23 protein-coding genes are annotated in these 22,258 nt (G+C 66.2%); 4 read left to right on the forward strand and 19 right to left on the reverse strand.

From position 1 onward, the window contains the following. Window positions 1–62: 62 nt before the first annotated feature. Window positions 63–1,133 (reverse strand): integron integrase, encoded by a 1,071-nt coding sequence (locus O9Y01_RS21440; RefSeq protein ID WP_269633689.1) that lies wholly within the window; start codon window positions 1,131–1,133, stop codon window positions 63–65. Between the two features lie 250 nt (window positions 1,134–1,383). Here O9Y01_RS21440 and O9Y01_RS21445 point away from each other — a divergent pair, with 250 nt between their 5' ends. Both O9Y01_RS21445 and O9Y01_RS21450 read left to right on the forward strand, forming a co-directional pair. Next, window positions 1,384–1,731, forward strand: coding sequence for a hypothetical protein (locus tag O9Y01_RS21445; protein WP_269633690.1), 348 nt, complete (start codon window positions 1,384–1,386; stop codon window positions 1,729–1,731). A gap of 69 nt (window positions 1,732–1,800) precedes the next feature. Beyond that, on the forward strand, window positions 1,801–2,214 hold the full coding sequence (locus O9Y01_RS21450) for a hypothetical protein (RefSeq protein WP_269633691.1): 414 nt from the start codon (window positions 1,801–1,803) through the stop codon (window positions 2,212–2,214). A 327-nt stretch (window positions 2,215–2,541) separates the two neighbouring features. Here the strand turns inward: O9Y01_RS21450 and O9Y01_RS21455 are convergent, their stop codons facing one another. Then, window positions 2,542–3,624, reverse strand: a complete 1,083-nt coding sequence (locus tag O9Y01_RS21455; RefSeq protein ID WP_269633692.1) for an IS110 family transposase — start codon at window positions 3,622–3,624, stop codon at window positions 2,542–2,544. A gap of 543 nt (window positions 3,625–4,167) precedes the next feature. On the opposite strand from O9Y01_RS21455, the gene O9Y01_RS21460 reads away from it, so the two are divergent. Both O9Y01_RS21460 and O9Y01_RS21465 read left to right on the forward strand, forming a co-directional pair. Further along, window positions 4,168–4,545 carry a DUF7674 family protein gene (locus O9Y01_RS21460; protein ID WP_269633693.1) on the forward strand — a complete coding sequence of 126 codons (378 nt, stop codon included), beginning with the start codon at window positions 4,168–4,170 and terminating at the stop codon, window positions 4,543–4,545. A gap of 91 nt (window positions 4,546–4,636) precedes the next feature. After that, the gene (locus O9Y01_RS21465; RefSeq protein ID WP_269633694.1) at window positions 4,637–4,906 is read left to right on the forward strand and encodes a hypothetical protein; all 270 of its coding nucleotides are present in this window, start codon (window positions 4,637–4,639) and stop codon (window positions 4,904–4,906) included. Window positions 4,907–4,965: 59 nt separating this feature from the next. On the opposite strand, the gene O9Y01_RS21470 is transcribed toward O9Y01_RS21465, so the two are convergent. From O9Y01_RS21470 to O9Y01_RS21550, 17 genes are all read right to left on the reverse strand, one after another. After that, window positions 4,966–6,231, reverse strand: coding sequence for an IS256 family transposase (locus O9Y01_RS21470; RefSeq protein ID WP_269633696.1), 1,266 nt, complete (start codon window positions 6,229–6,231; stop codon window positions 4,966–4,968). A gap of 404 nt (window positions 6,232–6,635) precedes the next feature. Further along, window positions 6,636–7,718, reverse strand: coding sequence for an IS110 family transposase (locus O9Y01_RS21475; protein WP_269633692.1), 1,083 nt, complete (start codon window positions 7,716–7,718; stop codon window positions 6,636–6,638). A gap of 530 nt (window positions 7,719–8,248) precedes the next feature. Beyond that, window positions 8,249–9,250: an NADP-dependent oxidoreductase gene (locus tag O9Y01_RS21480; RefSeq protein ID WP_269633697.1), complete on the reverse strand. Its 1,002-nt coding sequence runs from the start codon at window positions 9,248–9,250 to the stop codon at window positions 8,249–8,251. Window positions 9,251–9,252: 2 nt separating this feature from the next. Further along, window positions 9,253–10,086: an oxidoreductase gene (locus tag O9Y01_RS21485; RefSeq protein WP_269633698.1), complete on the reverse strand. Its 834-nt coding sequence runs from the start codon at window positions 10,084–10,086 to the stop codon at window positions 9,253–9,255. Window positions 10,087–10,206: 120 nt separating this feature from the next. Further along, the gene (locus tag O9Y01_RS21490) at window positions 10,207–10,812 is read right to left on the reverse strand and encodes a TetR/AcrR family transcriptional regulator (RefSeq protein ID WP_269633753.1); all 606 of its coding nucleotides are present in this window, start codon (window positions 10,810–10,812) and stop codon (window positions 10,207–10,209) included. 78 nt (window positions 10,813–10,890) lie between these two features. After that, complete coding sequence (locus O9Y01_RS21495) at window positions 10,891–11,853, reverse strand: hypothetical protein (protein ID WP_269633699.1); 963 nt, start codon at window positions 11,851–11,853, stop codon at window positions 10,891–10,893. A gap of 112 nt (window positions 11,854–11,965) precedes the next feature. After that, window positions 11,966–12,388, reverse strand: coding sequence for a hypothetical protein (locus O9Y01_RS21500; RefSeq protein ID WP_269633700.1), 423 nt, complete (start codon window positions 12,386–12,388; stop codon window positions 11,966–11,968). A 181-nt stretch (window positions 12,389–12,569) separates the two neighbouring features. After that, window positions 12,570–13,019 carry a dUTP diphosphatase gene (gene dut, locus O9Y01_RS21505; protein WP_269633701.1) on the reverse strand — a complete coding sequence of 150 codons (450 nt, stop codon included), beginning with the start codon at window positions 13,017–13,019 and terminating at the stop codon, window positions 12,570–12,572. Window positions 13,020–13,079: 60 nt separating this feature from the next. Then, entirely contained in the window at window positions 13,080–14,288 is a 1,209-nt protein-coding gene (coaBC, locus tag O9Y01_RS21510) for a bifunctional phosphopantothenoylcysteine decarboxylase/phosphopantothenate--cysteine ligase CoaBC (protein WP_269633702.1), read from the reverse strand. A gap of 36 nt (window positions 14,289–14,324) precedes the next feature. Continuing rightward, entirely contained in the window at window positions 14,325–15,059 is a 735-nt protein-coding gene (trmB, locus tag O9Y01_RS21515; RefSeq protein WP_269633703.1) for a tRNA (guanosine(46)-N7)-methyltransferase TrmB, read from the reverse strand. Between the two features lie 61 nt (window positions 15,060–15,120). After that, on the reverse strand, window positions 15,121–16,437 hold the full coding sequence (gene deoA, locus O9Y01_RS21520; protein WP_269633704.1) for a thymidine phosphorylase: 1,317 nt from the start codon (window positions 16,435–16,437) through the stop codon (window positions 15,121–15,123). Window positions 16,438–16,441: 4 nt separating this feature from the next. After that, window positions 16,442–17,221 (reverse strand): deoxyribose-phosphate aldolase, encoded by a 780-nt coding sequence (deoC, locus tag O9Y01_RS21525; protein WP_269633705.1) that lies wholly within the window; start codon window positions 17,219–17,221, stop codon window positions 16,442–16,444. A 41-nt stretch (window positions 17,222–17,262) separates the two neighbouring features. Further along, window positions 17,263–18,108 (reverse strand): purine-nucleoside phosphorylase, encoded by an 846-nt coding sequence (locus tag O9Y01_RS21530; RefSeq protein WP_269633706.1) that lies wholly within the window; start codon window positions 18,106–18,108, stop codon window positions 17,263–17,265. A 32-nt stretch (window positions 18,109–18,140) separates the two neighbouring features. Then, window positions 18,141–18,557, reverse strand: a complete 417-nt coding sequence (locus O9Y01_RS21535; RefSeq protein WP_269633707.1) for a cytidine deaminase — start codon at window positions 18,555–18,557, stop codon at window positions 18,141–18,143. A 10-nt stretch (window positions 18,558–18,567) separates the two neighbouring features. Next, entirely contained in the window at window positions 18,568–19,533 is a 966-nt protein-coding gene (locus O9Y01_RS21540) for an ABC transporter permease (RefSeq protein WP_269633709.1), read from the reverse strand. Further along, the gene (locus O9Y01_RS21545; RefSeq protein WP_269633710.1) at window positions 19,526–20,644 is read right to left on the reverse strand and encodes an ABC transporter permease; all 1,119 of its coding nucleotides are present in this window, start codon (window positions 20,642–20,644) and stop codon (window positions 19,526–19,528) included. The genes O9Y01_RS21540 and O9Y01_RS21545 overlap by 8 nt, the downstream gene beginning before the upstream one ends. Next, window positions 20,641–22,191: an ABC transporter ATP-binding protein gene (locus O9Y01_RS21550; protein ID WP_269633711.1), complete on the reverse strand. Its 1,551-nt coding sequence runs from the start codon at window positions 22,189–22,191 to the stop codon at window positions 20,641–20,643. Before O9Y01_RS21550 ends, O9Y01_RS21545 begins: the two co-directional genes overlap by 4 nt. Between the last annotated feature and the right edge of the window lie 67 nt (window positions 22,192–22,258).

Consider the following 22,258-nt stretch of genomic DNA (forward strand, 5'->3'; position numbering starts at 1 on the left):
TCAGCACTTGGGCAAGGTGGTCATGCTGGATGGCATGACTGGTTCAGGCTGATTGCTGTCGCTCACCAACGACTGCTTTGCGGCTTCTCAGCGCCAGGCAGCGAGTCCAGGGGGCTGCGCACGGCACTGCCGCCCATCCTGAGCACATGGGTATAGATCATGGTCGTCGCCACATCGGCGTGCCCGAGCAACTCCTGCACGGTGCGGATGTCGCTACCCGCTTGAAGCAGATGGGTCGCAAAACAGTGCCGCAGCGTGTGAGGCGTGGCGGGCTTGTTGATGCCTGCGGCCTGAACCGCGCGCTTGAACGCTCGCTGAAAGGTCTCGTCGTAGAGATGGTGCCGGCGAACGACGCCGCTGCGGGGATCGGTGGAGTGATGGTCTTGAGGGAAGACCCAGAACCATCCCCAGCTGGCACCGGCCCGGGGGTATTTGCGCTCAAGAGCATGCGGCAACTCCACCCCCGCATGCCCTGACTCCACATCGGCCGCCCAAACCTGGCGAACCCGGCCCAATTGCTCTCGCAACGGCAAGACCAAGGATTGGGGCAGCATCACCACCCGATCCTTGCCGCCCTTGCCCTGACGCACGTAGATCGCGCGTTGCGCGAAGTCGATGTCCTTGACCCGCAGGCACAAGGCCTCGGTGATGCGCAACCCCGTGCCGTACAGCAGTCGCGCCAGCAATTGACGCTCGCCCTGCAGTCTGGCAAGCACCGCCAACACCTCTTCGACGCTGAGCACCACCGGCAAGCGCCGCTTGGGCACCGGGCGGCCGATCTCCTGCATCCAGGGCAACTGCAGCCCCAGCACCTTGCCGTAAAGGAACAGGAGTGCAGACAAGGCTTGGCGATGGCTAGACGGAGACAGCCCGCGGTCGGATGCCAGATAGGTCAGGAAGGCCTCGACCTCGGAGCCTCCCATCTGCGCCGGATGGCGCAGGCCGTGGAACCTGATGAAGGCTCGAGACCAGTACAAGTACGCCTGCTCGGTCCGCCGGCTGTAGTGCAACATCCGAATGCGCTCACGCAACTGGTCGAGCAGCCTAACGGCACGCAGCGGTGGTAGATTGACAGGGGCGGTCGGGCGCAAAGCCGCGCGAGGGATGGCTGGACGCACGACGGCAGGCAGCATGGCAGCCTCCACTTGGCGGTGCCGCGAACCGGCCAAGCAAGTTTGTAACGGATGCGGCTTTTTGTCTGAAATTTAGTACTGTATGAATAAACAGTCAAATGGGATGAAAGTCCAGTCTCGACAAGCACTTGGATCGCGCGCGGGGCGACCCGTTACTGCGCGGCCTGCCGTGATAGGCCGCGCCGCCCTGCGGTCTACAACACGTTGAACCGCTATGTATAGGCTGCTAGTTGAACGAGTCGAGCCATTTGTGCCTGGTGACGAGAGCGCGACGGTGACGTTGCGGAGCGCGCAGGGCGTTATCGACGCGTTCTGCTGGCCATGCGATTTGGCCTGCGGTACCTATGTCTGTGACGCTTTGTCTGGGGATAACGCGGAGGTTCAAGCTGCGTACTTGGCCGACTGGCCGGACGACGTTCGAGCGCAGCGCTCAGTCGAGCGGCTGGAGAAGGTTGGCGAGTGGTCATACAAGGGTGTGGCTCGCGTCGTCGACCAATCCCTTGGACTCATCGAAGTGCTCGGATTTCGCATCGAAGTCGGCGAAGTCCCATGCGACGGCGCTGTTGAATTCAGCATTTCCCGGCTCAACGTTCGATGAAGCGGTTCAACCTTTCACTGCAGCGGACGGCTTCGCCGCCCGCTGAGTTTTCACGTTAGGCATCAAGTCATGATCGAAGGTTGGCACAACGGCCAATACTTGGTGATCCTCTCCCAGGGCGAGAGTGCCGAGGCTGCTAGACGATACAAGTTCGAGCAGTTCCTTCCCGGGTACAGCCTGGTTGGCCTGCGGGGCTGGGACGACTTCATCGTTCGAAACCAAGCAGGCAATGCATTCACTCTGCCAGCCGTTCCACTTGAAGCCTCATACGCTGAGCCGTTCAGCCTTCCCGAGTCGCTGGCGCTGGAACCCGACGCTCGCCTCGCCGGCAAGATCAAGTGGTACCTGAAGCCGCTTGTCTTCGGCGGTAGCGCCCAAGACAATTCCAATCTGGCGTGGGTCACGCATGAGCAGCATGCGGAACTCGTCACGTGGTGGAATGAACAATACAAGTCCCTCAAGGCGCAATCGTCCGGTGCCTAACCCCTCTACAGGGACTTCCCGCTGAATCAACCGGTTCGGTATTGGCTGCTTTCGGTAGGCGCCTTTGCCGTTTTCCTCAAGACCTGAGTTCGGGTTCGATGCAGCGTCACAGAGAACAGACTGCACATCTACAGGCGGCCTTGTTGCACTCGGGTTTCGGTGCGGGCCCAGATACCAACCGCTCAGCAGGGCTCCATTCACTCGCCGCCGTCGCCACCATGGGCGCGGCACAGGGTTAGTCGAGCTTGCCTGCTGCCGGTCTGACCTGTGTGATGCATCTTCGAACGCATGTCTACGGGAAGAACTTGTGAGTTGAGGGTGGGCGTTTCAAACCGTGGCGGTGCCAGGTGTTGCGAGCGCTGCACCTGGCTTGACCGACACGTAGTTCGGATCGAACTCGCGCCCCTTGGCCAGCAGCGCCCAGACGATGCGCGCATTCTTGTTGGCCAGCGCCACCACGGCCTTTTGCCAGCCCACGCGAGCGAGCAACTGCACCAGCCACTGCGAGATCTTGTCGGTGCGTTTGTGCGCGGTCATCACGGCCGATTTGGCGCCCTGGATCAGCAGCGTGCGCAGGTAGTCGTCGCCGCGTTTGGTGATGCGCCCCAGCACCACCTTGCCGCCGCTGGAGTTCTGCCGGGGCACCAGGCCCAGCCACGAGCCGAACTGCGCGCCGTTCTTGAACTGCCTGAAGTCGCCTACGGTGGTGACCAGCGCCGAGGCGGTCACCGGGCCGATTCCGCTGAGCTGTGCCGCCGCCTTAGCTTGCTGGTCCGAGCGCACATGCGCAGTGATGCGCTCGTCGCAGCTGGCGATGTGGCATTCCAGCTCGATCCAGTGCAGCCGCGCCTCCTGCAGCGCCAGCCGCGCGATGCCGGGCAACTCATTGCTGGCATCTTCAAGCACGTCGGCGAGCCCGAGGCGCAGCGCTTCGGGGCTTTGCGCGAAGACGATGCCGAACTCGGTCAGCAGGCCGCGGATGCGGTTGATGCAGGCGGTGCGGTCTTCCTTGTAGCCCTCGCGCAGGCGGTGGATGGCGAGCAGCGCTTGCTGCGCGGGCGTCTTCACGGGCACGAAGCGCATGTGCGGTCGGCCAGCGGCCTCGCAGATCGCGGCGGCATCGTTGGCGTCGTTCTTGCTGCCCTTGCCGGACATGCGGTAGGGGGTGACGAAGTGGCCGGCGACGAGGCGCGCGTCCAGCCCGAAGCCGCGCAGCTTGCGCGCCCAGTGGTGGGCGCCGCCGCAGGCCTCCATGGCGACCAGGCAGCCGGCGGGCAGTTGCACGCACCAGGCGGCGAACTTGTCGGCAGGCAGGGCCTTGGCGGCGACGACGCGGCCGGTGGCATTGACGGCGTGGACCTGGATCACGCGCTTGGCCAGATCGACCCCAACTCGGGTAATCTCGTTCATGGGCTTCCCCTTTCACAGGCTTGCAGATTGACGATTCGCACCATCAATCTTGGCGTCTCGACGCCGTGGGCCAGAAGGTGGGACGTCCCTTCGTATTCGCTCGAGCCGAATCGCGTCGGCAGACCGCCGCTCGCGGCTCATCTTCAACGTTGGGCAGCACTAGATGCAGCATGATCGACCTTCTTGGGCAGTTCGTGGAATCCGATGCCAGTGCTGCGCCGGGCAGGGCGCACTTTGCTTTTTGGCGTGTCCCAATTGCAAGGCTGTGGTGCTGGTATGCGATGAAGTCGGTACCGCATATCTAGACCCGACCGACCTAGAGGCTGCGGTTTACGGCGCGCTCGATGATCCGAATTGCAGGTGCCCAAGGTGTTCGGCGAAACGTATTTCAGAATTTGAAAGCGCCTCATCGGAGCAAATTCAGTTGGCAGGATTTCTGGATGGCACGTATGAGCGAGAGCTCGCTGCCCAACCCGTCATTGCAGCTGACCTGCGCCAGCTTCGCTGGCTGGTCGGCTGAATTACAACGTTCGGCAGCACAAGATGACTCTGATTGAGTTGTACAACTCCTTGCGAGAACGGTATCCAGGCATCAGCCAAAAGGCCGATGGATTGCACACTAGGTTGTGGGGTCCTCCAGAACCTGATTTCGCATACGTTTGGTTCGAGAGTCTTGCGATCGCCATTAATCTCGAAATGGCAGCTGAAGTCGATCCGGCCACCTATAAATCTCTTCTGAATTACTTGGATGGGGCGCTCGCTGGCGGATCCACTGAGCTTCGCGACTGTTTGGATGCTGGGTTTATGGAGAATCTTTTTTGGCAAATTGCCAGCGTTAAGGCGCGACCATACTGGGAGATCACGCCAAAGCGGCTTAGAGAATTTCACGTGGCATTTCACGGTAGAAGCCCCTTGGCATGAAGTACTGCCAAACCCTTCGCTGCAGCCGACCCGCGCCAGCTACGCTGGCTTGGTCTGCTGCGCTAGAACGTTAGGCCTCAAGAAGACCGCCATGCCGATCGAGTCATTCCTGGAGAACTACCCCGTCCTCTTTGTCGCCCCGATTTGCGCCGTCATGTTCCTTTCGGCGCGCCAGGACTACAAGTCCAGAGGTTCGATCAGCCCTTTCAACTTCAGCCTCTGGCTTGGTGCTGTTGTTCCGCTGGGTTGGGCCTGCGCTCTTGCAAATCGACCCTGGCAACTCGCCAGCATGGTTGCGGTTCTTGTGATCTATTGCGGCAGTGTTCTCAACCTGCTCTTGCGGCGGCACGGGCCTGTCTGAATTTCTGTGTTCGAGGCTCCATCTAGGGCCCATCAATTCAGACGGACCCGCGCCGCATATTACGCGGCAGGCCGTGTGAAGCGCTCGCCGTAGGCAATGGCGAACTGGTTCATGGCCTCCTTCCATTCCTTGGCCGCGCGGCCCCAATCGGCTGTGATGTTGCGCAGCGCCAGCCACAGCAGCTTGGTCGCTGCGTCATCGCTGGGGAAGTGCCCTCGCGTCTTGATGATCTTGCGCAGCCGGCTGTGGATGCTTTCGATGGCGTTGGTCGTGTAGATCACGCGCCGCACCGCCGGGCTGAAGGCGAAGAACGGAATGACCCGGTCCCAGGCCCGGCGCCAAGTGGCTGTCACGGTCGGGAACTTCTGGCCCCAGGGCCCGGTCTCGAAGGCATCGAGTTCGGCCTGTGCCACTTCGGCGCTGGCGGCCGTGTAGACGGGCTTCAAGGCCGCTGCCAGCGCCTTGCGATCCTTCCAGCTCGCGAAGTCCAGGCTGTTGCGGATCAGGTGCACGATGCAGGTCTGCAGCGTCGTAGCCGGGAACACCGCCGCAAGCGCCTCGGGGATGCCCTTGAGCCCGTCAGTGACGGCGATCAGGATGTCCGCCACGCCGCGGGTCTTGAGATCGTTGAAGACCTTCATCCAGAACTTGGCCCCCTCGGTGTTCTCGATCCACAGGCCCAGGATGTCGCGCGTGCCGTCGGGCAGCACGCCCAGCGCCAGGTAGATGGCCTTGTTGCGCACCACCGCATCCTCGCGGATCTTCACGCGCAGCGCGTCGAAGAACACCACCGGGTACATCGGCTCCAGCGGCCGGCTCTGCCAGGCCGTGACCTCGGCCATCACGGCGTCGGTGACGGAGCTGATGAACTCCGGACTCACCTCGGTGCCGTACTGCTCGGCCAGAAAACCCTGGATCTCGCGCACCGTCATGCCACGCGCGTACATGGCCACGATCTTGTCGTCGAAGCCGGTGAAGCGCCGCTCATGCTTGGGGATCAAGATCGGTTCGAAGGAGCCGGCGCGGTCGCGCGGCACCTCGATGCGCAGCGGGCCGTCCTCGGTCAGCACGGTCTTGGCGGACTTGCCATTGCGCTGGTTGCCGGCTTCCTCGGGCCGGGCAGCGCCGGCCGGATAGCCCAGGTGGTGCGACAGCTCCGCGCCCAGCGCGCGCTCGATCAACGCCTTCTTCAGCGCCATGGTCGCGGCATTGATCTGCTCGGCTGTCATCGGCGTGGTGCCGCCGCTCAGTTGCTCAATGAGTTCCTTGGGGATCGACGGCAGCGCCGTCATGCCGGCTCCCGCCGGCTTCTTCTTGCTTGGCATAGATGCTCCTGGCCGTCATGCTATGCCTCGCACACAAAAATCCTGACAGGCCCGGCGGCACAGAAAATGAGGCCTAACCAGTCTACAGGGACTTCCCGCTGAATCAACCGGTTCGGTATTGGCTGCTTTCGGTAGGCGCCTTTGCCGTTTTCCTCAAGACCTGAGTTCGGGTTCGATGCAGCGTCACAGAGAACAGACTGCACATCTACAGGCGGCCTTGTTGCACTCGGGTTTCGGTGCGGGCCCAGATACCAACCGCTCAGCAGGGCTCCATTCACTCGCCGCCGTCGCCACCATGGGCGCGGCACAGGGTTAGTCGAGCTTGCCTGCTGCCGGTCTGACCTGTGTGATGCATCTTCGAACGCATGTCTACGGGAAGAACTTGTGAGTTGAGGGTGGGCGTTTCAAACCGTGGCGGTGCCAGGTGTTGCGAGCGCTGCACCTGGCTTGACCGACACGTAGTTCGGATCGAACTCGCGCCCCTTGGCCAGCAGCGCCCAGACGATGCGCGCATTCTTGTTGGCCAGCGCCACCACGGCCTTTTGCCAGCCCACGCGAGCGAGCAACTGCACCAGCCACTGCGAGATCTTGTCGGTGCGTTTGTGCGCGGTCATCACGGCCGATTTGGCGCCCTGGATCAGCAGCGTGCGCAGGTAGTCGTCGCCGCGTTTGGTGATGCGCCCCAGCACCACCTTGCCGCCGCTGGAGTTCTGCCGGGGCACCAGGCCCAGCCACGAGCCGAACTGCGCGCCGTTCTTGAACTGCCTGAAGTCGCCTACGGTGGTGACCAGCGCCGAGGCGGTCACCGGGCCGATTCCGCTGAGCTGTGCCGCCGCCTTAGCTTGCTGGTCCGAGCGCACATGCGCAGTGATGCGCTCGTCGCAGCTGGCGATGTGGCATTCCAGCTCGATCCAGTGCAGCCGCGCCTCCTGCAGCGCCAGCCGCGCGATGCCGGGCAACTCATTGCTGGCATCTTCAAGCACGTCGGCGAGCCCGAGGCGCAGCGCTTCGGGGCTTTGCGCGAAGACGATGCCGAACTCGGTCAGCAGGCCGCGGATGCGGTTGATGCAGGCGGTGCGGTCTTCCTTGTAGCCCTCGCGCAGGCGGTGGATGGCGAGCAGCGCTTGCTGCGCGGGCGTCTTCACGGGCACGAAGCGCATGTGCGGTCGGCCAGCGGCCTCGCAGATCGCGGCGGCATCGTTGGCGTCGTTCTTGCTGCCCTTGCCGGACATGCGGTAGGGGGTGACGAAGTGGCCGGCGACGAGGCGCGCGTCCAGCCCGAAGCCGCGCAGCTTGCGCGCCCAGTGGTGGGCGCCGCCGCAGGCCTCCATGGCGACCAGGCAGCCGGCGGGCAGTTGCACGCACCAGGCGGCGAACTTGTCGGCAGGCAGGGCCTTGGCGGCGACGACGCGGCCGGTGGCATTGACGGCGTGGACCTGGATCACGCGCTTGGCCAGATCGACCCCAACTCGGGTAATCTCGTTCATGGGCTTCCCCTTTCACAGGCTTGCAGATTGACGATTCGCACCATCAATCTTGGCGTCTCGACGCCGTGGGCCAGAAGGTGGGACGTCCCTTCGTATTCGCTCAACCGGACCCGCAACGGCATGCCACGGCTGGCCGGTTAGCTTCAACGTTGAACGACTGCTTCCGGGTCTCGCGTTCAGCCAATCGAGGGACCGCCCCCGCTGCAGTGCCGCCCTCTGCTTCCGGCTGTAAACGGAAGCTCGCCAACGCCGGCCTTGCGGCGCCTGAACACTGATCAATGCATAAGGGGCTGCCCGCCCCCTGTTCACCTCGCCCGACTTCCAGCGGTACTCAGTTGGAATCTAGCTTCTTGAATGCCCCAAGGGCGAATCATCAGTAGTTGGGCGGCCGCTGTCAGGCCGACACGACTGTCGTGAACGGAACCGGCCAGGTCAGTCGCACCAGCTAGCGCTGCCGGGCCATTGCGGCCATCAAGGAAGCCTGCGTTCTCCACTGCCCGCCCTCCATGGCCGGCCGACAGGGCTCGCCCTCACTTGACCTTGATGACGACTTTGCCCTTCGCGCGCCCGGACTCGACATAGTTCAGTGCCTCATTGGTGGATGCGAACGGGAACACCTGGTCGATGACGGGGCGGATCGCGCCGTCCTCGATGAGACGGGAAATCTCGTGCAGCTGGGCACCGTTCGCCTGCATGAAAAGGAAGGCATAGCCCAGACCGCGACGGCGTGCCTTTCGCCTGACGCCAGCGCTCAGCAAGCGCATGACCAGGCGCACGAGCCCCGGTGCGCCGATCCGCTCTCCGAACGCGGGGTCAGGCGGCCCGGAGATTGAAATCAGCTTGCCGCCGCGCTTGAGCACCCGAAGTGACTTGTCCAGCGTCTTGCCATCTTGGCTATTGAGCACTACGTCGTAGTCGCGCAGGACCTCTCCAAAGTCCTGGGTCTTGTAGTCGACGACCACATCGGCGCCAAGGCGCTTCACGAGCGCCACATTGGCCGTGCTCGTCGTCGTGGCGACACTCGCGCCCAGGTGCTTTGCCAGCTGGATGGCGAAAGTGCCCACGCCGCCGGAGCCGGCCTGGATGAAGACCTTCTGCCCGCTCTTGAGCTGGGCCCGTTCGATGAGCGCCTGCCAGGCTGTCAAACCGACCAGCGGAATGGAGGCAGCCTCTTCCATCGTGAGGCCTCGGGGCTTGAGCGCCAGCGATGATTCTCTGACGGGAACAAACTCGGCGAAGCTGCCGATCCGGAAGTCATCGAGCCGCGCGTAGACCTCGTCGCCCAACTTGAACTTGCGTGCCTGCGGGCCCGCCTTGACGACGACACCCGCCACATCGTGGCCCAGGATGAGGGGCAGGCGGTACGGCAGGATGAGCTTGAACTCGCCGTCCCTGAGCTTGAAGTCCAGCTGGTTCACACCGGCGGCGTGGACCTCGATCAGGACCTCGTCGTCGCGCAGCGCAGGCACCGGCATGTCCGCCAGGCGCAAGGCGCTCTTCTTTTCATAGCGATCAGCAACAAATGCCTTCATGATCACTTCACCCCTTGTGCCGCGTCGAGCCGCAGGTCCTTGCGAATGCCGGCATCCACCAGACCGGCCGGCGCATATCTACGCAGCAGACGCAGGCGGCCGGCAAGCCCGCCGGCGGTGTAGCGAAGCTTGGGCTGCGCGGCGTTGGCAGCTTTCAGCACCACCTCGGCCACGACGTCGGGCAAGTCTGCCGTGGCCATCACCTCCTTCACGCGCTGGTTCACTGCGGTGCGAATCTCACGGTACTCCTCCAGCTTGGCGTCGGGCTCCAGGAGGTTCGCATCGAACGGCGTCTTCGTGTATGCGGGCTCGATGACCGAGACCCGGATACCTCGTGTGCGCAGCTCATGGTCCAGCGATTCGGAATAGCCTTCGACAGCATGCTTGGTCGCGGCATACAGGGCCCCGTAGGGCATGGGAAGGAAGCCCAGCACCGAACCGATGTTGATGATGCGGCCCGAGCCCTGCTGGCGCATGTGCGGCAACACCGCGCGCGTCATCCGGATGAGCCCGAAGAAGTTGGTGTCGAAGATGGCCCGAGCCTGCTCCATCGAGCTTTCCTCGGCGCCGGCAGGGGCGACCCCGAAGCCTGCGTTGTTGACCAGCAGGTCGATTCGGCCTTCCGACTGCATCAGCCGTCCGACAGCCGCATCAACCGACGCATCACTGGTCACATCAAGCGGCAGCATCTCGAAAGCCCCTCCGCTTGCCTCGGCGCCTCGCCGGCTGGTGCCGTAGACCTTGTAGCCCGCCTTGGCAAGCCGCTCCGCGGTGGCTTGGCCGATGCCCGACGAGGCGCCGGTCACGAGGGCAATCTTGCAATGCTTCATGTTCATGAATATCTCCGTCTGGGCTGCAGGTTCGGAAGCCAGGTGTCAGGCAAGGGCTTCAAATCTATCTCGCATGATGATCATCATGTATTTTCACGAACGAAACGCCCCTGTTCGTCAATGGCTTCAGCGAGCGGGGGGCAGCAGATGCTTGAGCGCCGCGTCGCGCAGGCTGTCTGACAACGCAGGGTCGTCAACGGCACGCGCCAAGAGCAGGGTGCCGACCATCGTGGACAGCGTCACGAGCGCCCGTTCGTGGGCGCTGGACTGCCCCCAGTCGGGCGACTGACGGGCGACAAGATCAATCATTTCCTTGATGTGGCGGGTCGCCACGCGACGCACTTCGGGCGCCTGTCGCGTGGTCTCGGAACCCAGCGCTGCCAGAGGGCACCCCTGCTCGACATTCTCGACATGAGCTTTAGAGAGGTAAGCGCTCAACATGGCGGCCAGGGCGGCGCCGGGAGCTTCGTTGGCGACGACGTCAGCCACGGCTGATGCGGACTCAGCGCAGGCCTTGCTTGCCGCCTCGGCCAACATGGCCTCGCGTGAGGCGAAGTGCGAATAGAAGGCACCATGCGTCAGGCCGGCCTCCTTCATGATGTCGGCGACGCCGGTGCCGTCGTAGCCACTGCGCCGGATAGCTCGGGCGGCCACGGACACGATGCGCTCGTGAGTGGCGTCCTTGGCCGCGGCTCTGGCATTCAAATTTGACTTTCGCATTATGCACATCATACGAATATCCAGCAACATCCGCAAGTCAATGCGGCTTTGGCGGAAGCGTGCAGGAGTACGTCAGGCCGATAGGGCCGGTCAGGTCATTCCACGCACGTAGATCGACTCGAACGCCGACGGGAGTTCCTGTAGCTCTGCCTCAAGGTAGTAAACAGATGAGATGCCGTCCATCCATTCCAGGAATCGATCCTCGGTGAAGTAGGCTCGCAGCATCCCAAGTGCCGCCGCTCGATTCTCTGCAGCAATGAAGGCCTCAGTGGGCGGCGAGCCACTGTCGTCAGTGCCTGCAAGTTCGGGCCTCAGGCAATGCGACCACTCCCAGCCAATGTAGGGGCGAGCTTCCATCGAGAACTCTGAGGGCCATCGCACGGTGCCATTCAAGATTTCGTGCGCTCCGAGAAGCCAGACCAGAACTTGGGCTCGCCAATGCGGCGACTGGATGTCAAGGACTGACCGCAGCCACGCCTCGATCGCGGACTCCGGCAAGTACTTCAGGCAGAAGAACAGCGAGGCCGAGAGGTCGCCGCTGGCATCCCACCAGATCCAAACCTGTCTCGGATTGTTGTTCGACCGGCGTAACACGTTGCCAATGGCGATGTCAGAGCCATTCCAGCATTCACTGTCCATGATGGATCGACCCAGTGTCAGCAGCACATCCTCCCGAAAGCCGCTGTACGGCTCGTGGTACACGCCGTTGGGATAGATCGCCATGAACCCGGTGAGCAGGGATTCCAGCAGGTAGGAAACGTGTGCTTCATGGCTGCGCGGGACAAGCCGCCCGAGCAGGTAGTGGTACCAGATGTGCCATTCCCTCATGGGCCCGAACGAACTGGTTCCGCTCGCAATTTCGATGAGCGGCTTCTGAAGGTCGTAGGCCGAAACCGCATCAAGATCGCCCAGAAGTTCGGGAAACATCTGGCGCTCATCGCCCATGAACCAAGCTTCGCCCATTGGCTCTGACGGCTTGTGGAAGTGCCCACATAGGCGCTCAAGCGCAGCCTGGTCGACACCGGCGCTCGGTATCCAAAGGAGTTTTTTCATCTCATCCTGCAGGGGCATGCGTGCCGAGCCTGCCCGAAAGCAGCCGTCCGCGGCCGACCGCTACTGGCCGACAACAGCCTCAGGAAGACCGAGGCTTGGCCACCACCCGGAGTCAAGCGCTCGGCTGCTGCCGACTAGCACCATCAAGCTCTTCCAGCAGCCGGCCGATCCGCGGAGGGCGTAGCGCATCGTCCGTAATGTGCCAGTGGTAAAGATGTCCCATGCAGTCCCTTCCAGGGTGATCAGGCAAGAAATCTTCGCGCACGATGTAGACATTCAGCAGAACGGCATCTTCATCGCCACAAGGCCTCAACTGAGACAACCGTCTCCGAACCAGCTCCGCGCTCCCGTACTCGAAGCCGTCGTCTTCCACGATGAAGAGGGGGTAGTCCGAAGCCGGGACCTCAATCATGTGTTGCGCTGGTTGAAGCTCTGGCGGGACAGCCGCCAGGAATTCAATCGCGCGCTGCTGATCTCGGCATATCGCCGAAATCCACTGCCAGCCTCGACTGTTGCTCGCTTCGATGACAAACATGGTCACTCTTCATATGGCTGAGGGTCGTGGACGAACGCCATAGCGTGGCTTCGGACAGTGGGGCTTGGATCCCATCCGAAAGCGGTCACTCGCGGCCTTCCGCTCCTGGCCGCAAGCAGTCGCCGCCGGGGATCACTGAGGATCAACTCTGCCGCCACCGGCCACAGTCAAGCCAGCCACCTCAATGCTTCCCCGTCGACCCAAACCCACCCTCGCCGCGATCACTCGCGCCGAATTCGTCCACCACCCGGAACTGCGCCTGCACCACCGGCACGATCACCAGCTGGGCGATGCGCTCCATGGGCTGGATCACGAAAGCCGTCTGGCTGCGGTTCCAGACGCTGACCATCAGCTGGCCCTGGTAGTCGGAGTCGATCAGGCCCACGAGGTTGCCCAGCACCACGCCATGCTTGTGGCCCAGGCCCGAGCGCGGCAGGATCACCGCGGCCAGGCCGGGGTCGGCGATGTGGATGGCCAGGCCGGTGGGCACCAGATGGGTCTGGCCGGGCTCCAGGGTCACGGCGGCGTCCAGGCAGGCGCGCAGGTCCAGGCCGGCGGAGCCGGGCGTGGCGTAGGCGGGCAGCTGCTCGGCCATGCGGGCGTCGAGGATCTTGAGGTCGATGGTGCTCATGGGAGGGGCTCGGGAAACTGTGGGGTCAGGTCTTGCTACCTGACCGGATGAAGTCGGCATTCAACCGACGCGCCGGGCGATCTCGGCCACCAGCTGGCGGGCGAGCGTGAGCTTGTCGGCGCGGGGCAGTTCGGTCTCGCGATCGGCCTCGACCAGCACGAGGCTGTTGTCGTCCTTGCCGAAGGTGGCCGGGCCGAGGTTGCCCACCACCAGGGGCAGCTTCTTGCGCAGCAGCTTCTCGCGGGCATGCTTGACGAGGTCCTGGCTCTCGGCGGCGAAGCCCACGCAGTAGGGCGCATCGGGCAGCGCGGCCACGGTGGCCAGGATGTCGGCGTTCTCGGTGAGCTCGAAGGTCGGGGCGCTCTTCTTGCCGTCCTTCTTGATCTTGTGCTCGTTGAGCTGGGCGGGACGCCAGTCGGCCACGGCGGCCGTGGCCACGAAAACCTCGTGCTGCGGGGCGCGCGGCAGCACGGCTTCCAGCATCTGCCGGGCGCTGGTGACGTCGATGCGGCGCACGCCCACCGGCGTGGGCAGGTGCACGGGGCCGGCGATCAGCGTGACCTCGGCGCCGGCCTCGGCGGCGGCGCGCGCGATGGCAAAGCCCATCTTGCCGCTGGAGAGATTGGTGATGCCGCGCACCGGGTCGATGGCCTCGAAGGTCGGGCCCGCGGTGATCAGCAGGCGGCGGCCCTGCAACAGCTTGGGCTGGAAGTGCGCGATCACGGCGTCCAGCAGCTGCTGGGGCTCCAGCATGCGGCCGTCACCGACCTCGCCGCAGGCCTGGTCGCCATGGCCGGGGCCCAGTACCTGGGCGCCGTCCGCCTGCAGCTGGGCGATGTTGCGCTGGGTGGCCGGATGGGTCCACATCTCGCGGTTCATGGCCGGGGCGACGAGCAGGCCGCAGCGCTCGCGCGGGCGCGCCAGGGCGGTCAGGGAGACCAGCTCGTCGGCGCGGCCCTGGACCAGGCGGGCGATCATGTCGGCGCTGGCGGGGGCGATGAGCATCACATCGGCCTCGCGGCTGAGGTTGATGTGCGCCATGTTGTTGGGCTCGCGGGCGTCCCACTGGCTGGTGTAAACCGGCCGGTTCGAGAGCGCCTGCATCGTGACGGGCGTGATGAAGGCCTCGGCGGCCTCGCTCATCATCACCTGCACGGTGGCGCCGGCCTTCACGAGCAGGCGGGTCAGCTCGGCGACCTTGTAGCAGGCTACGCCGCCGGATAGCGCCAGCAGCACCTGCTTGCCGGCCAGTTGGAGTGCGTCAGACATGAGCGGGGACTCTATCAGCCGGGGCGCGTGCGCGCTTCAGCGTTTCCTGAAGACCAGGTCCCAGACCCCGTGGCCCAGCTTCAGGCCGCGGTTCTCGAACTTGGTGAGGGGGCGGTAGGCCGGCTTCTCGGCATAGCCCTGGGCCGTGTTCTGCAGCTGCGGCTCGGCGCTGAGCACCTCCAGCATCTGCTCGGCATAGGGCTGCCAGTCGGTGGCGCAGTGCAGGTAGCCACCAGGGGCGAGATGCTCGATGAGCTTGGCCACGAAAGGCGTCTGGATCAGGCGGCGCTTGTTGTGGCGCTTCTTGTGCCAGGGGTCGGGGAAGAAGATGTGGATGCCGGCCAGGCTGGACTTGGGCACCATCTGCTCCAGCACCTCGACGGCGTCGTGCTGGAAGATGCGGATGTTGGGGATGTCCTGCTCGCCGATCAGCTTCAGCAGCGCGCCCACGCCGGGCTCGTGCACCTCGCAGCCGATGAAGTCGTGGTCGGCCAGAGTCTGGGCGATCTGTGCGGTGGCGCCGCCCATGCCGAAGCCGATCTCCAGCACCACCGGCGCCTTGCGGCCAAAGACGGCCTCGTAGTTCAGCGGCGTGGCGGCCTGGAAGGGCAGCACATAGCGCGGGCCCAGCTCGGCCAGGGCCTTGATCTGGCCCGTGCCCATGCGGCCGGCGCGCACGACGAAGCTCTTGATGGCGCGGCGCGGCGCCTCGCCGTCGGCGGGCGTGGCGTCTTGGGTGTCGGGAGGCGTGAGGTCAGGCGGCGTGGTCATGGGAAATTCCGGGCGAAGGGCCGGGATTTTACCGGCGCCCTGCCCGTTCGCCGCAGCCTGCTCAGCCGATGACGTCCATCACGATGGGAGCGGCCGTGATCGCGGTGCCCGGATCGGCCAGGCTCACCGCCGCCTGGTAGGCCGCGATCACGCGATCGGCCTGGGCCTGGTCGGCCGCATGCACGAGGGCCAGGGGCTCGCCCGCGGCCACCGCATCGCCCACGTGGCGGACCGCGGAGAGGCCCACGCGGAAGTCGATGGCATCGCTGGCCACGCGGCGGCCGCCGCCCATCTCGACGATCAGCAGGCCGATGTCACGGGTCTTCATCGCCGAGATGACGCCGGCCCGCGGTGCCGCAATGGCCTGGATCACGGGAGCGGCCGGCAGGTAGGCCTGCGGGCGCTCCATCAGGTCGGCCGGGCCGCCCAGGGCCACGACCATCTGCGCGAACTTCTCGGCGGCGGCGCCGCTGTCCAGGGCCTGCTGCAGGCGGCGGCGGCCATCCGCGGTGTCAGCGGCGATGCCGCCCAGCACCAGCATCTCGGCCGCCAGCGCCAGGGTCACCTCATGCAGGCGCGACTCACGGCGATCGCCCTTCAGGTAGGCGATGGTCTCGGCGATCTCCAGCGCATTGCCCACCTCGTCACCCAGGACCTCGTTCATGTCGGTGATCAGGGCGCGGGTCTTGAGGCCGGCGCCGCCGGCCACGGCCACGATGCTCTCGGCCAGCTCACGGGCAAATTCGGGCGTGCTGGCGAAGGCGCCGTTGCCGCACTTGATGTCCATGGACAGGCCCTGCAGGCCCGCCGCCAGCTTCTTGGACAGGATGGAGGCGGTGATCAGGGGCACGCTCTCCACGGTCGCGGTGACGTCCCGCGTGGCGTAGAAGCGCTTGTCGGCGGGGGCCAGGTCGCCCGTCTGGCCGATGATGGCACAGCCCAGCTCGCGCACGATGCGGTCGAAGCGGGCCGGGTCCGGCGTGGTCGTGTAGCCGGGGATGGCCTCCAGCTTGTCCACCGTGCCGCCGGTGTGGCCCAGGCCGCGGCCGGCGATCATGGGCACATAGCCGCCGCAGGCCGCGACCATGGGGGCGAGCATGAGGCTGACCTTGTCACCCACACCGCCGCTGGAGTGCTTGTCCAGCACGGGGCCCGGCATGTCGGGCCACTGCATCACGCGGCCGGAATGCATCATGGCGCGGGTCAGGTGCACGGCCTCCTCGCGGCCCATGCCGCGCAGGAACACGGCCATGCCCAGCGCGGCCACCTGGCCCTCGCTCCAGCTGCCATCGGTGAGGCCCTTCACGAAGGACTGGATCTGGGCCTCGGAGAGGGCCTGGCCGTCGCGCTTGGCGCGGATGATTTCTTGGGCGAGCATGGCTTCAGTAGACGGAGGTGACGGCCTGCGAGGCCTGGCCGGACAGCACGGACTCGATGTCCTTCAGCAGACCGCTGGCGCCGAAGCGGAAGCGGCGCGCCTGCAGGGACTCAGCACCCAGCACGTCGGCGGCCAGTTGCAGATAGCCCTGGGCATCGGCCACGGAGCGGATGCCGCCCGAGGCCTTGAACCCGGCCGAGGCCATGCCCGAGGCGGCGATCTCGCGCAGCATCACGCGGGCGGCTTCGGGCGTGGCGGAGACGGGCGTCTTGCCCGTGCTGGTCTTGACGAAGTCGGCCCCCGCGGCGAGCGAGAGGCGCGTGGCCTCGGCAATCAGCTCGGGCTCGGCCAGCTCGCCGGACTCGATGATGACCTTGAGTGTCAGCGGCCGGCTGGCATGGCGCACTTCGGCCAGGAACTCCTCGACCTCGCTGCGCTGGCCGGCCTGCAGGGCCCGCCAGGGCAGCACCACGTCGACCTCGTCGCCACCGGCTTGCGCGATGGTCTCGATGTCGGCAATGGCGCGGGCCACATCCAGCGCGCCTTCGGGGAAGTCGGCCACGGCGGCGACCTTGATCTCGGGCGGCAGCATCGAGCGCGCCTGCGACACGAAGCGCGGCCACACGCACACCGCGGCCACGGGGCCGAAGGCGGTCTGCGCGCGCTCGCACAGCGCGGTGACGTCAGCGGCGGTGTCGGCGTCGTTGAGGCTGGTCAGATCCAGGCACTGCAGGGCCAGGCGTGCGGCCTGGAGCAGGTCCAGGCGGTCAGTGTTTGTTGTCATGCGGTTCTCCCTGGGCGACGCCAGGCCGCCCTTTGTGTGGCTCAGCCCTTGAGCGAGTCAAGGTCGGCCATGCCGGCGATGACCTGGGCCAGGTAGGCTGCGGCGCGCGCGCCGGAGGCCTGGGCCTGCTGCAGGGTCAGGGCGTGGGTCAGGGCCTCGTCGGACAGGCCGGCGGCCATATTGGTCATCAGGGCCAGGCCCATGACGCGCAGGCCGGCGTGGCGGGCCAGGATGGTCTCGGGCACGGTGCTCATGCCCACGGCGTCGGCGCCCCAGGCGGCGAACATGCGGATCTCGGCCGGGGTCTCGAACTGCGGGCCCAGGGCCCAGCAGTAGACGCCTTCGCCCACGATGAGGTTCTCGGCCTTGGCCACGGCCTTGGCGTGCTGGCGCAGCTCGGCGTCATAGGCAGCACTCATGTCCACGAAGCGCTCGCTGCCGGGCTCGCCGACGATGGGCGAGCGCTGCGGGGCGTTGATGTGGTCCGAGATCAGCATCAGGCTGCCCGGCTGCATGTGAGGGCGCAGCGAGCCCGAGGCATTGGTCTGCACCAGCACCTTGACGCCCCAGGCCTTGAGGCTGCGCAGCGCGCCGGCCATGCCGGTGCAGTCGTCGCTCTCATAGGTGTGGGCGCGGCCGCGCAGCATGACCACGCGCTGCTCGCCCATGGTGCCGACGACGACCTCGTTCACATGCCCCTCGACCTTGGGCTGCGGGAAGGCCGGCAGCTCGGCATAGGACAGGTGCTGGGCGCCCTGCACCTGGTCCACGGCGCCGGCCCAGCCGGAGCCCAGCACCACGGCCACGGCGGGCGCGGCACCGAATTGCGCCTGCAGCCTGGCCACGCTGGCGTCGATCTTGGGATTGAGGGTGTTGCGGTCGATCATGTTCGTTCTCCGTGTTCTCTTGGGTCGGACGTTCAGAAGCGCAGGTGGCCTGGTCCGAAACTCGCCGGCAGCAGCTGCTCCAGCGTCCAGTGGGCTTGAATGCCCGCCGGGTCCGCGGCGATCACGAGCAGATCGCCGCTGTTGAATTCGCGCAGCTTCTGTCGGCAGCCGCCGCAGGGCGTGATGACCTCGGGGCCGGGGCCCATCACCAGCACCGCGCGGGCCTGGCGGCCACCGGCCATGACCATGGCGCCCAGGGCGGTGGTCTCGGCGCACCAGCCTTGCGGGTAGGCAGCGTTCTCGATGTTGCAGCCGGCGTGCACGCGGCCCTGCTCGTCGAGCACCGCGGCGCCTACCGCGTACCTCGAGTAGGGCGCGTGCGAATGGCTGCGGGCGCTGGCCGCGGCGGCCAGCAGCTGCTGCAGCAACGCGTCATTCAGGGGCGGCATGGCAGGTCCCTCAGCGTTCTTTGACATAGGGCCGGCCCAGGGCCTTGGGCGCCAGGGCCTGGCCGATGAAGCCGGCCAGCAGGATGACGGTCAGCAGATAGGGCAAGGCCTGGATGGCCTGCACCGGCACCTCGCCGATGCCCGGCAGCTTCACGCCCTGCAGGCGGATGGCGACAGCATCGAGGAAACCGAACAGCAGGCAAGCTGCCGCGGTGGGCAGGGGCTTCCACTTGCCGAAGATCATCGCGGCCAGGGCGATGTAGCCGCGGCCGGCGGTCATGTTGGGGGCGAAGGAGGCGTTCTGGGCCAGGGTCAGGTAGGCGCCCGCCAGGCCGCACAGCAGACCGTTGAGCACCAGGGCGCCGTAGCGCAGGCTCTTCACCGAGACGCCAGCGGCCTCCACCATGGCAGGGTTCTCGCCCACCGCGCGCAGGCGCAGGCCCGGGCGGGTGCGCTCGAGGAAATACCAGACGGCGAAGACCAGCGCGAAGGCCGTGTAGACCAGGCCGTTGTGGCTCAGCAGGCCATGGCCCAGGACCGAGGCGAACCACTGCCCTTCCACCGGCTCGGCAAGACCTGGCACCAGGCCGTGCAGGCGCACCTCGGGCGAGACCGGCGGTGTCTGCCCGCCCTGCGCGAACCAGGCGATGCCCAGCACCACGGTCAGGCCGGCCGAGACCATGTTGATGGCCACGCCCGACACCACCTGGTCACCCCGGTGGCTGACACAGGCGAAGCCGTGCACCAGGGACCAGACGCAGGCCACCAGCAACGCCGCGGCGATGGCCAGCGTCGTGGAACCGCTCAGGGCGCCCACCGCGGCCGCGGCAAAGGCAGCCGACAGCATCTTGCCCTCCAGGCCCAGGTCCACCACGCCGGAGCGCTCGGACAGCAGGCCCGCCAGCGCGCCCAGCAGCAGCGGCGTGGTGACACGCAGGGTGGAGGCGATCACCGATCCGATCAGCACCTCATCCATTCTTGACCTCCTTGCGCTTGAAGGCGGCGTACAGCTTCGCGAACATCGGCGCCGACACCATGGCCATCGCCCCAGCGAAGAGCACGATCAGGCCCTGCACCGTCACCACCATCTCGCGGGAGAAGCCGGGCACCTCGAAGGACACCTCGACGCCGCCCTGGTACAGCACGCCGAACAGCAGCGAGGCCATCACGATGCCCACCGGGTGGTTGCGCCCCATCAGAGACACGGCGATGCCGGTGAAGCCGGCACCGGCCACGAAGTCCAGGGTCAGCTTGCCCTGCACGCCGGAGATCTCGTTGACCGCCATCAGCCCGGCCAGCGCGCCGGAGACACCCATGGCCACCAGCACCTGCAGGCGCGGGCGGATGCCGGCGTAGTGCGCGGCCTCGGGCGCCGAACCCACGGCGCGCAGGCGGTAGCCGGCGCGGCTCTTCCACAGGAACCACCAGACGAAGACGCAGGCCAGCAGGGCCAGCAGCAGGCTCAGGTTCAGCGGCGAGGACGGCCACTCCAGGCCCAGCTTCTCGGCCAGGGCATGCAGGGCGGGCATGCGGGCGCTCTCGGCGAACTCCTGGCTCTCGGGCGACATGGAGCCCGCCGGGCGCAGCCAGTTGACCAGCAGGTACACGTTCAGGCTGGCCGCCAGGAAGTTGAACATGATGGTCGTGATCACGATGTGGCTGCCGCGCCAGGCCTGCAAATAGGCCGGCACCGCCGCCCAGGCCGCACCGAACAGCGCCGCCGCCAGCACCAGCAGGGGCAGCATCACCACGGCCGGCAGCTTGGGCGAGAGCCACAGCGCCAGCAGCGCGACGCCCAGGCCGCCGAAGGTGGCCTGCCCTTCCCCGCCGATGTTGAAGAGCCCGCCGTGGAAGGCCACGGCCACGGCCAGGCCGGTGAAGATGAAGGTGGTGGTGTAGTACAGCGTGTAGCCCAGGCCGCGGCCGCTGCCCAGGGCACCCTCGACCAGCACGGAGAAGGTCTGCACCGGGCTCTGGTGGATGGCCAGCACCACGAGGGCGGCCACGCCCAGCGCGACCACGAGGTTCCACAGGGGCAGCAGCACCAGGTCCATCCAGCGCGGCAGGGTCAACGATTGCGCGCTCATGCCTGCGCCTCCTCGGGCTGGGCCGTCATCAGCAGGCCCAGGGTCTTTTCATTGCAGTCGGCGATGGCCAGCTCGCCGGTCACGCGGCCGGCGTTCATCACCACCACGCGGTCGGCCAGGGCCAGGATCTCGTCCAGCTCGCTGGAGACCAGCAGCACCGCGCAACCCTCGTCACGCAGCCGGCGCAGCTGGCCATGGATGAACTCGATGGCGCCGATGTCCACGCCACGCGTGGGCTGCCCCACCAGCAGCACTGCGGGCTTCTGGGCGATCTCGCGGGCCAGGATCAGCTTCTGCTGATTGCCACCGGAGAACTTGCTCGACCCCAGCAGCGGGTCGCGGGGGCGCACGTCAAAACGCTCCATGAACTCCGCGGCCTGCGTCTTCATGTGGGCCTGGTCCATCGAGAGGCCCAGGGGCCCGGCGCGGTACTGGGCCTGCTCGTGGTAGCCCAGGGCCGCGGTTTCCCAGGCCGGGAAGCTCATCACCATGCCGCACAGGTGCCGGTCCTCGGGCACGTGCGCGAGGCGCAGCGTGCGGGCCTGCGAGGGCGTCATCCAGGCGCCAGGCTCGAAGGTCTGGCCGGCCACCGTCAGCTGCCCGGCCGAGGGCGCCTGCATGCCCGACAGCAGGGCCAGCAGCTCGCTCTGGCCATTGCCCGACACGCCGGCCACGCCGACGATCTCGCCCGCCTTCAGGTCCAGGTCCACGCCCTTGAGCGTCTGCACGCCCTGCTCGTTGCGCAGCGCGAGACCGCGGGCCTGCAGGCGCAGCTCGCCGGCCCTGGCGCCCTCGCCTTCCTTGCGGCCTAGGCTGACCTTGCGGCCCACCATGGACTCGGCCAGGTCCTCGGGATTCGTCTCGGCGATGGCCACGGTCTTGACCACCTGGCCGGCGCGCATCACGGTGACGGCATCGCACAGGGCCATCACCTCCTTGAGCTTGTGGGTGATCAGCAGGATGGTCGTGCCCATGGCGCGGAGCTGGCGCAGGGTCACGAAAAGCTGCTCGGTCTCCTGGGGCGTCAGCACCGCGGTGGGCTCGTCCAGGATCAGGAGGCGGGCGCCGCGGTACAGGGCCTTGAGGATCTCCAGGCGCTGCAACTCGCCCACGGGCAGGTCGCCCACGAGGGCGTCCAGGCGCACCTGCAGGCCGGTCTCGCGCATCAGCGCTTCCAGCTTCGCGCGGGCCGCCTTCTTGGCGCCACCGAGGAAGAAGCCGCCCTCGGCGCCCAGCATGACGTTGTCCAGGCAGCTGAGGGTCTCGACCAGCATGAAGTGCTGGTGGACCATGCCGATGCCCTGGGCGATGGCGACCTGCGAATCGGGGATCTGGACGCGCTGGCCCTGGATCTCGATGTGCCCCTCATCAGCCTGGTAGTAGCCGTAGAGGATGGCCATCAGCGTGGACTTGCCGGCGCCGTTCTCGCCGACGATGCCGTGGACCGTGCCCGCGGCAACGCTGATGCTCACGCCGCGGTTGGCCTGCACGGCGCCGAAGCGCTTGGAGATCTCGCAGAGGCGGACCGCCGGCTGGGCGGTGCTCATCGGAGCTGTCATGGGTGGATGGGGATGGGGCGCTGGGAGGGCGCCACACCGGACGCCCCGCGATTTC

The organism is Pelomonas sp. BJYL3, assembly GCF_027257975.1.
Taxonomy (GTDB): Bacteria; Pseudomonadota; Gammaproteobacteria; order Burkholderiales; family Burkholderiaceae_C; genus Roseateles_B; species Roseateles_B flavus.

Bases quoted from the DNA above. Each gene is read 5' to 3' on its own strand.
- O9Y01_RS21440 (WP_269633689.1), bottom strand. From the start codon at position 1,133: ATGCTGCCTGCCGTCGTGCGTCCAGCCATCCCTCGCGCGGCTTTGCGC.
- O9Y01_RS21450 (WP_269633691.1), top strand. From the start codon at position 1,801: ATGATCGAAGGTTGGCACAACGGCCAATACTTGGTGATCCTCTCCCAG.
- O9Y01_RS21455 (WP_269633692.1), bottom strand. From the start codon at position 3,624: ATGAACGAGATTACCCGAGTTGGGGTCGATCTGGCCAAGCGCGTGATC.
- O9Y01_RS21460 (WP_269633693.1), top strand. From the start codon at position 4,168: ATGACTCTGATTGAGTTGTACAACTCCTTGCGAGAACGGTATCCAGGC.
- O9Y01_RS21465 (WP_269633694.1), top strand. From the start codon at position 4,637: ATGCCGATCGAGTCATTCCTGGAGAACTACCCCGTCCTCTTTGTCGCC.
- O9Y01_RS21470 (WP_269633696.1), bottom strand. From the start codon at position 6,231: ATGCCAAGCAAGAAGAAGCCGGCGGGAGCCGGCATGACGGCGCTGCCG.
- O9Y01_RS21475 (WP_269633692.1), bottom strand. From the start codon at position 7,718: ATGAACGAGATTACCCGAGTTGGGGTCGATCTGGCCAAGCGCGTGATC.
- O9Y01_RS21480 (WP_269633697.1), bottom strand. From the start codon at position 9,250: ATGAAGGCATTTGTTGCTGATCGCTATGAAAAGAAGAGCGCCTTGCGC.
- O9Y01_RS21485 (WP_269633698.1), bottom strand. From the start codon at position 10,086: ATGAACATGAAGCATTGCAAGATTGCCCTCGTGACCGGCGCCTCGTCG.
- O9Y01_RS21490 (WP_269633753.1), bottom strand. From the start codon at position 10,812: ATGATGTGCATAATGCGAAAGTCAAATTTGAATGCCAGAGCCGCGGCC.
- O9Y01_RS21495 (WP_269633699.1), bottom strand. From the start codon at position 11,853: ATGAAAAAACTCCTTTGGATACCGAGCGCCGGTGTCGACCAGGCTGCG.
- O9Y01_RS21500 (WP_269633700.1), bottom strand. From the start codon at position 12,388: ATGTTTGTCATCGAAGCGAGCAACAGTCGAGGCTGGCAGTGGATTTCG.
- dut (WP_269633701.1), bottom strand. From the start codon at position 13,019: ATGAGCACCATCGACCTCAAGATCCTCGACGCCCGCATGGCCGAGCAG.
- coaBC (WP_269633702.1), bottom strand. From the start codon at position 14,288: ATGTCTGACGCACTCCAACTGGCCGGCAAGCAGGTGCTGCTGGCGCTA.
- trmB (WP_269633703.1), bottom strand. From the start codon at position 15,059: ATGACCACGCCGCCTGACCTCACGCCTCCCGACACCCAAGACGCCACG.
- deoA (WP_269633704.1), bottom strand. From the start codon at position 16,437: ATGCTCGCCCAAGAAATCATCCGCGCCAAGCGCGACGGCCAGGCCCTC.
- deoC (WP_269633705.1), bottom strand. From the start codon at position 17,221: ATGACAACAAACACTGACCGCCTGGACCTGCTCCAGGCCGCACGCCTG.
- O9Y01_RS21530 (WP_269633706.1), bottom strand. From the start codon at position 18,108: ATGATCGACCGCAACACCCTCAATCCCAAGATCGACGCCAGCGTGGCC.
- O9Y01_RS21535 (WP_269633707.1), bottom strand. From the start codon at position 18,557: ATGCCGCCCCTGAATGACGCGTTGCTGCAGCAGCTGCTGGCCGCCGCG.
- O9Y01_RS21540 (WP_269633709.1), bottom strand. From the start codon at position 19,533: ATGGATGAGGTGCTGATCGGATCGGTGATCGCCTCCACCCTGCGTGTC.
- O9Y01_RS21545 (WP_269633710.1), bottom strand. From the start codon at position 20,644: ATGAGCGCGCAATCGTTGACCCTGCCGCGCTGGATGGACCTGGTGCTG.
- O9Y01_RS21550 (WP_269633711.1), bottom strand. From the start codon at position 22,191: ATGAGCACCGCCCAGCCGGCGGTCCGCCTCTGCGAGATCTCCAAGCGC.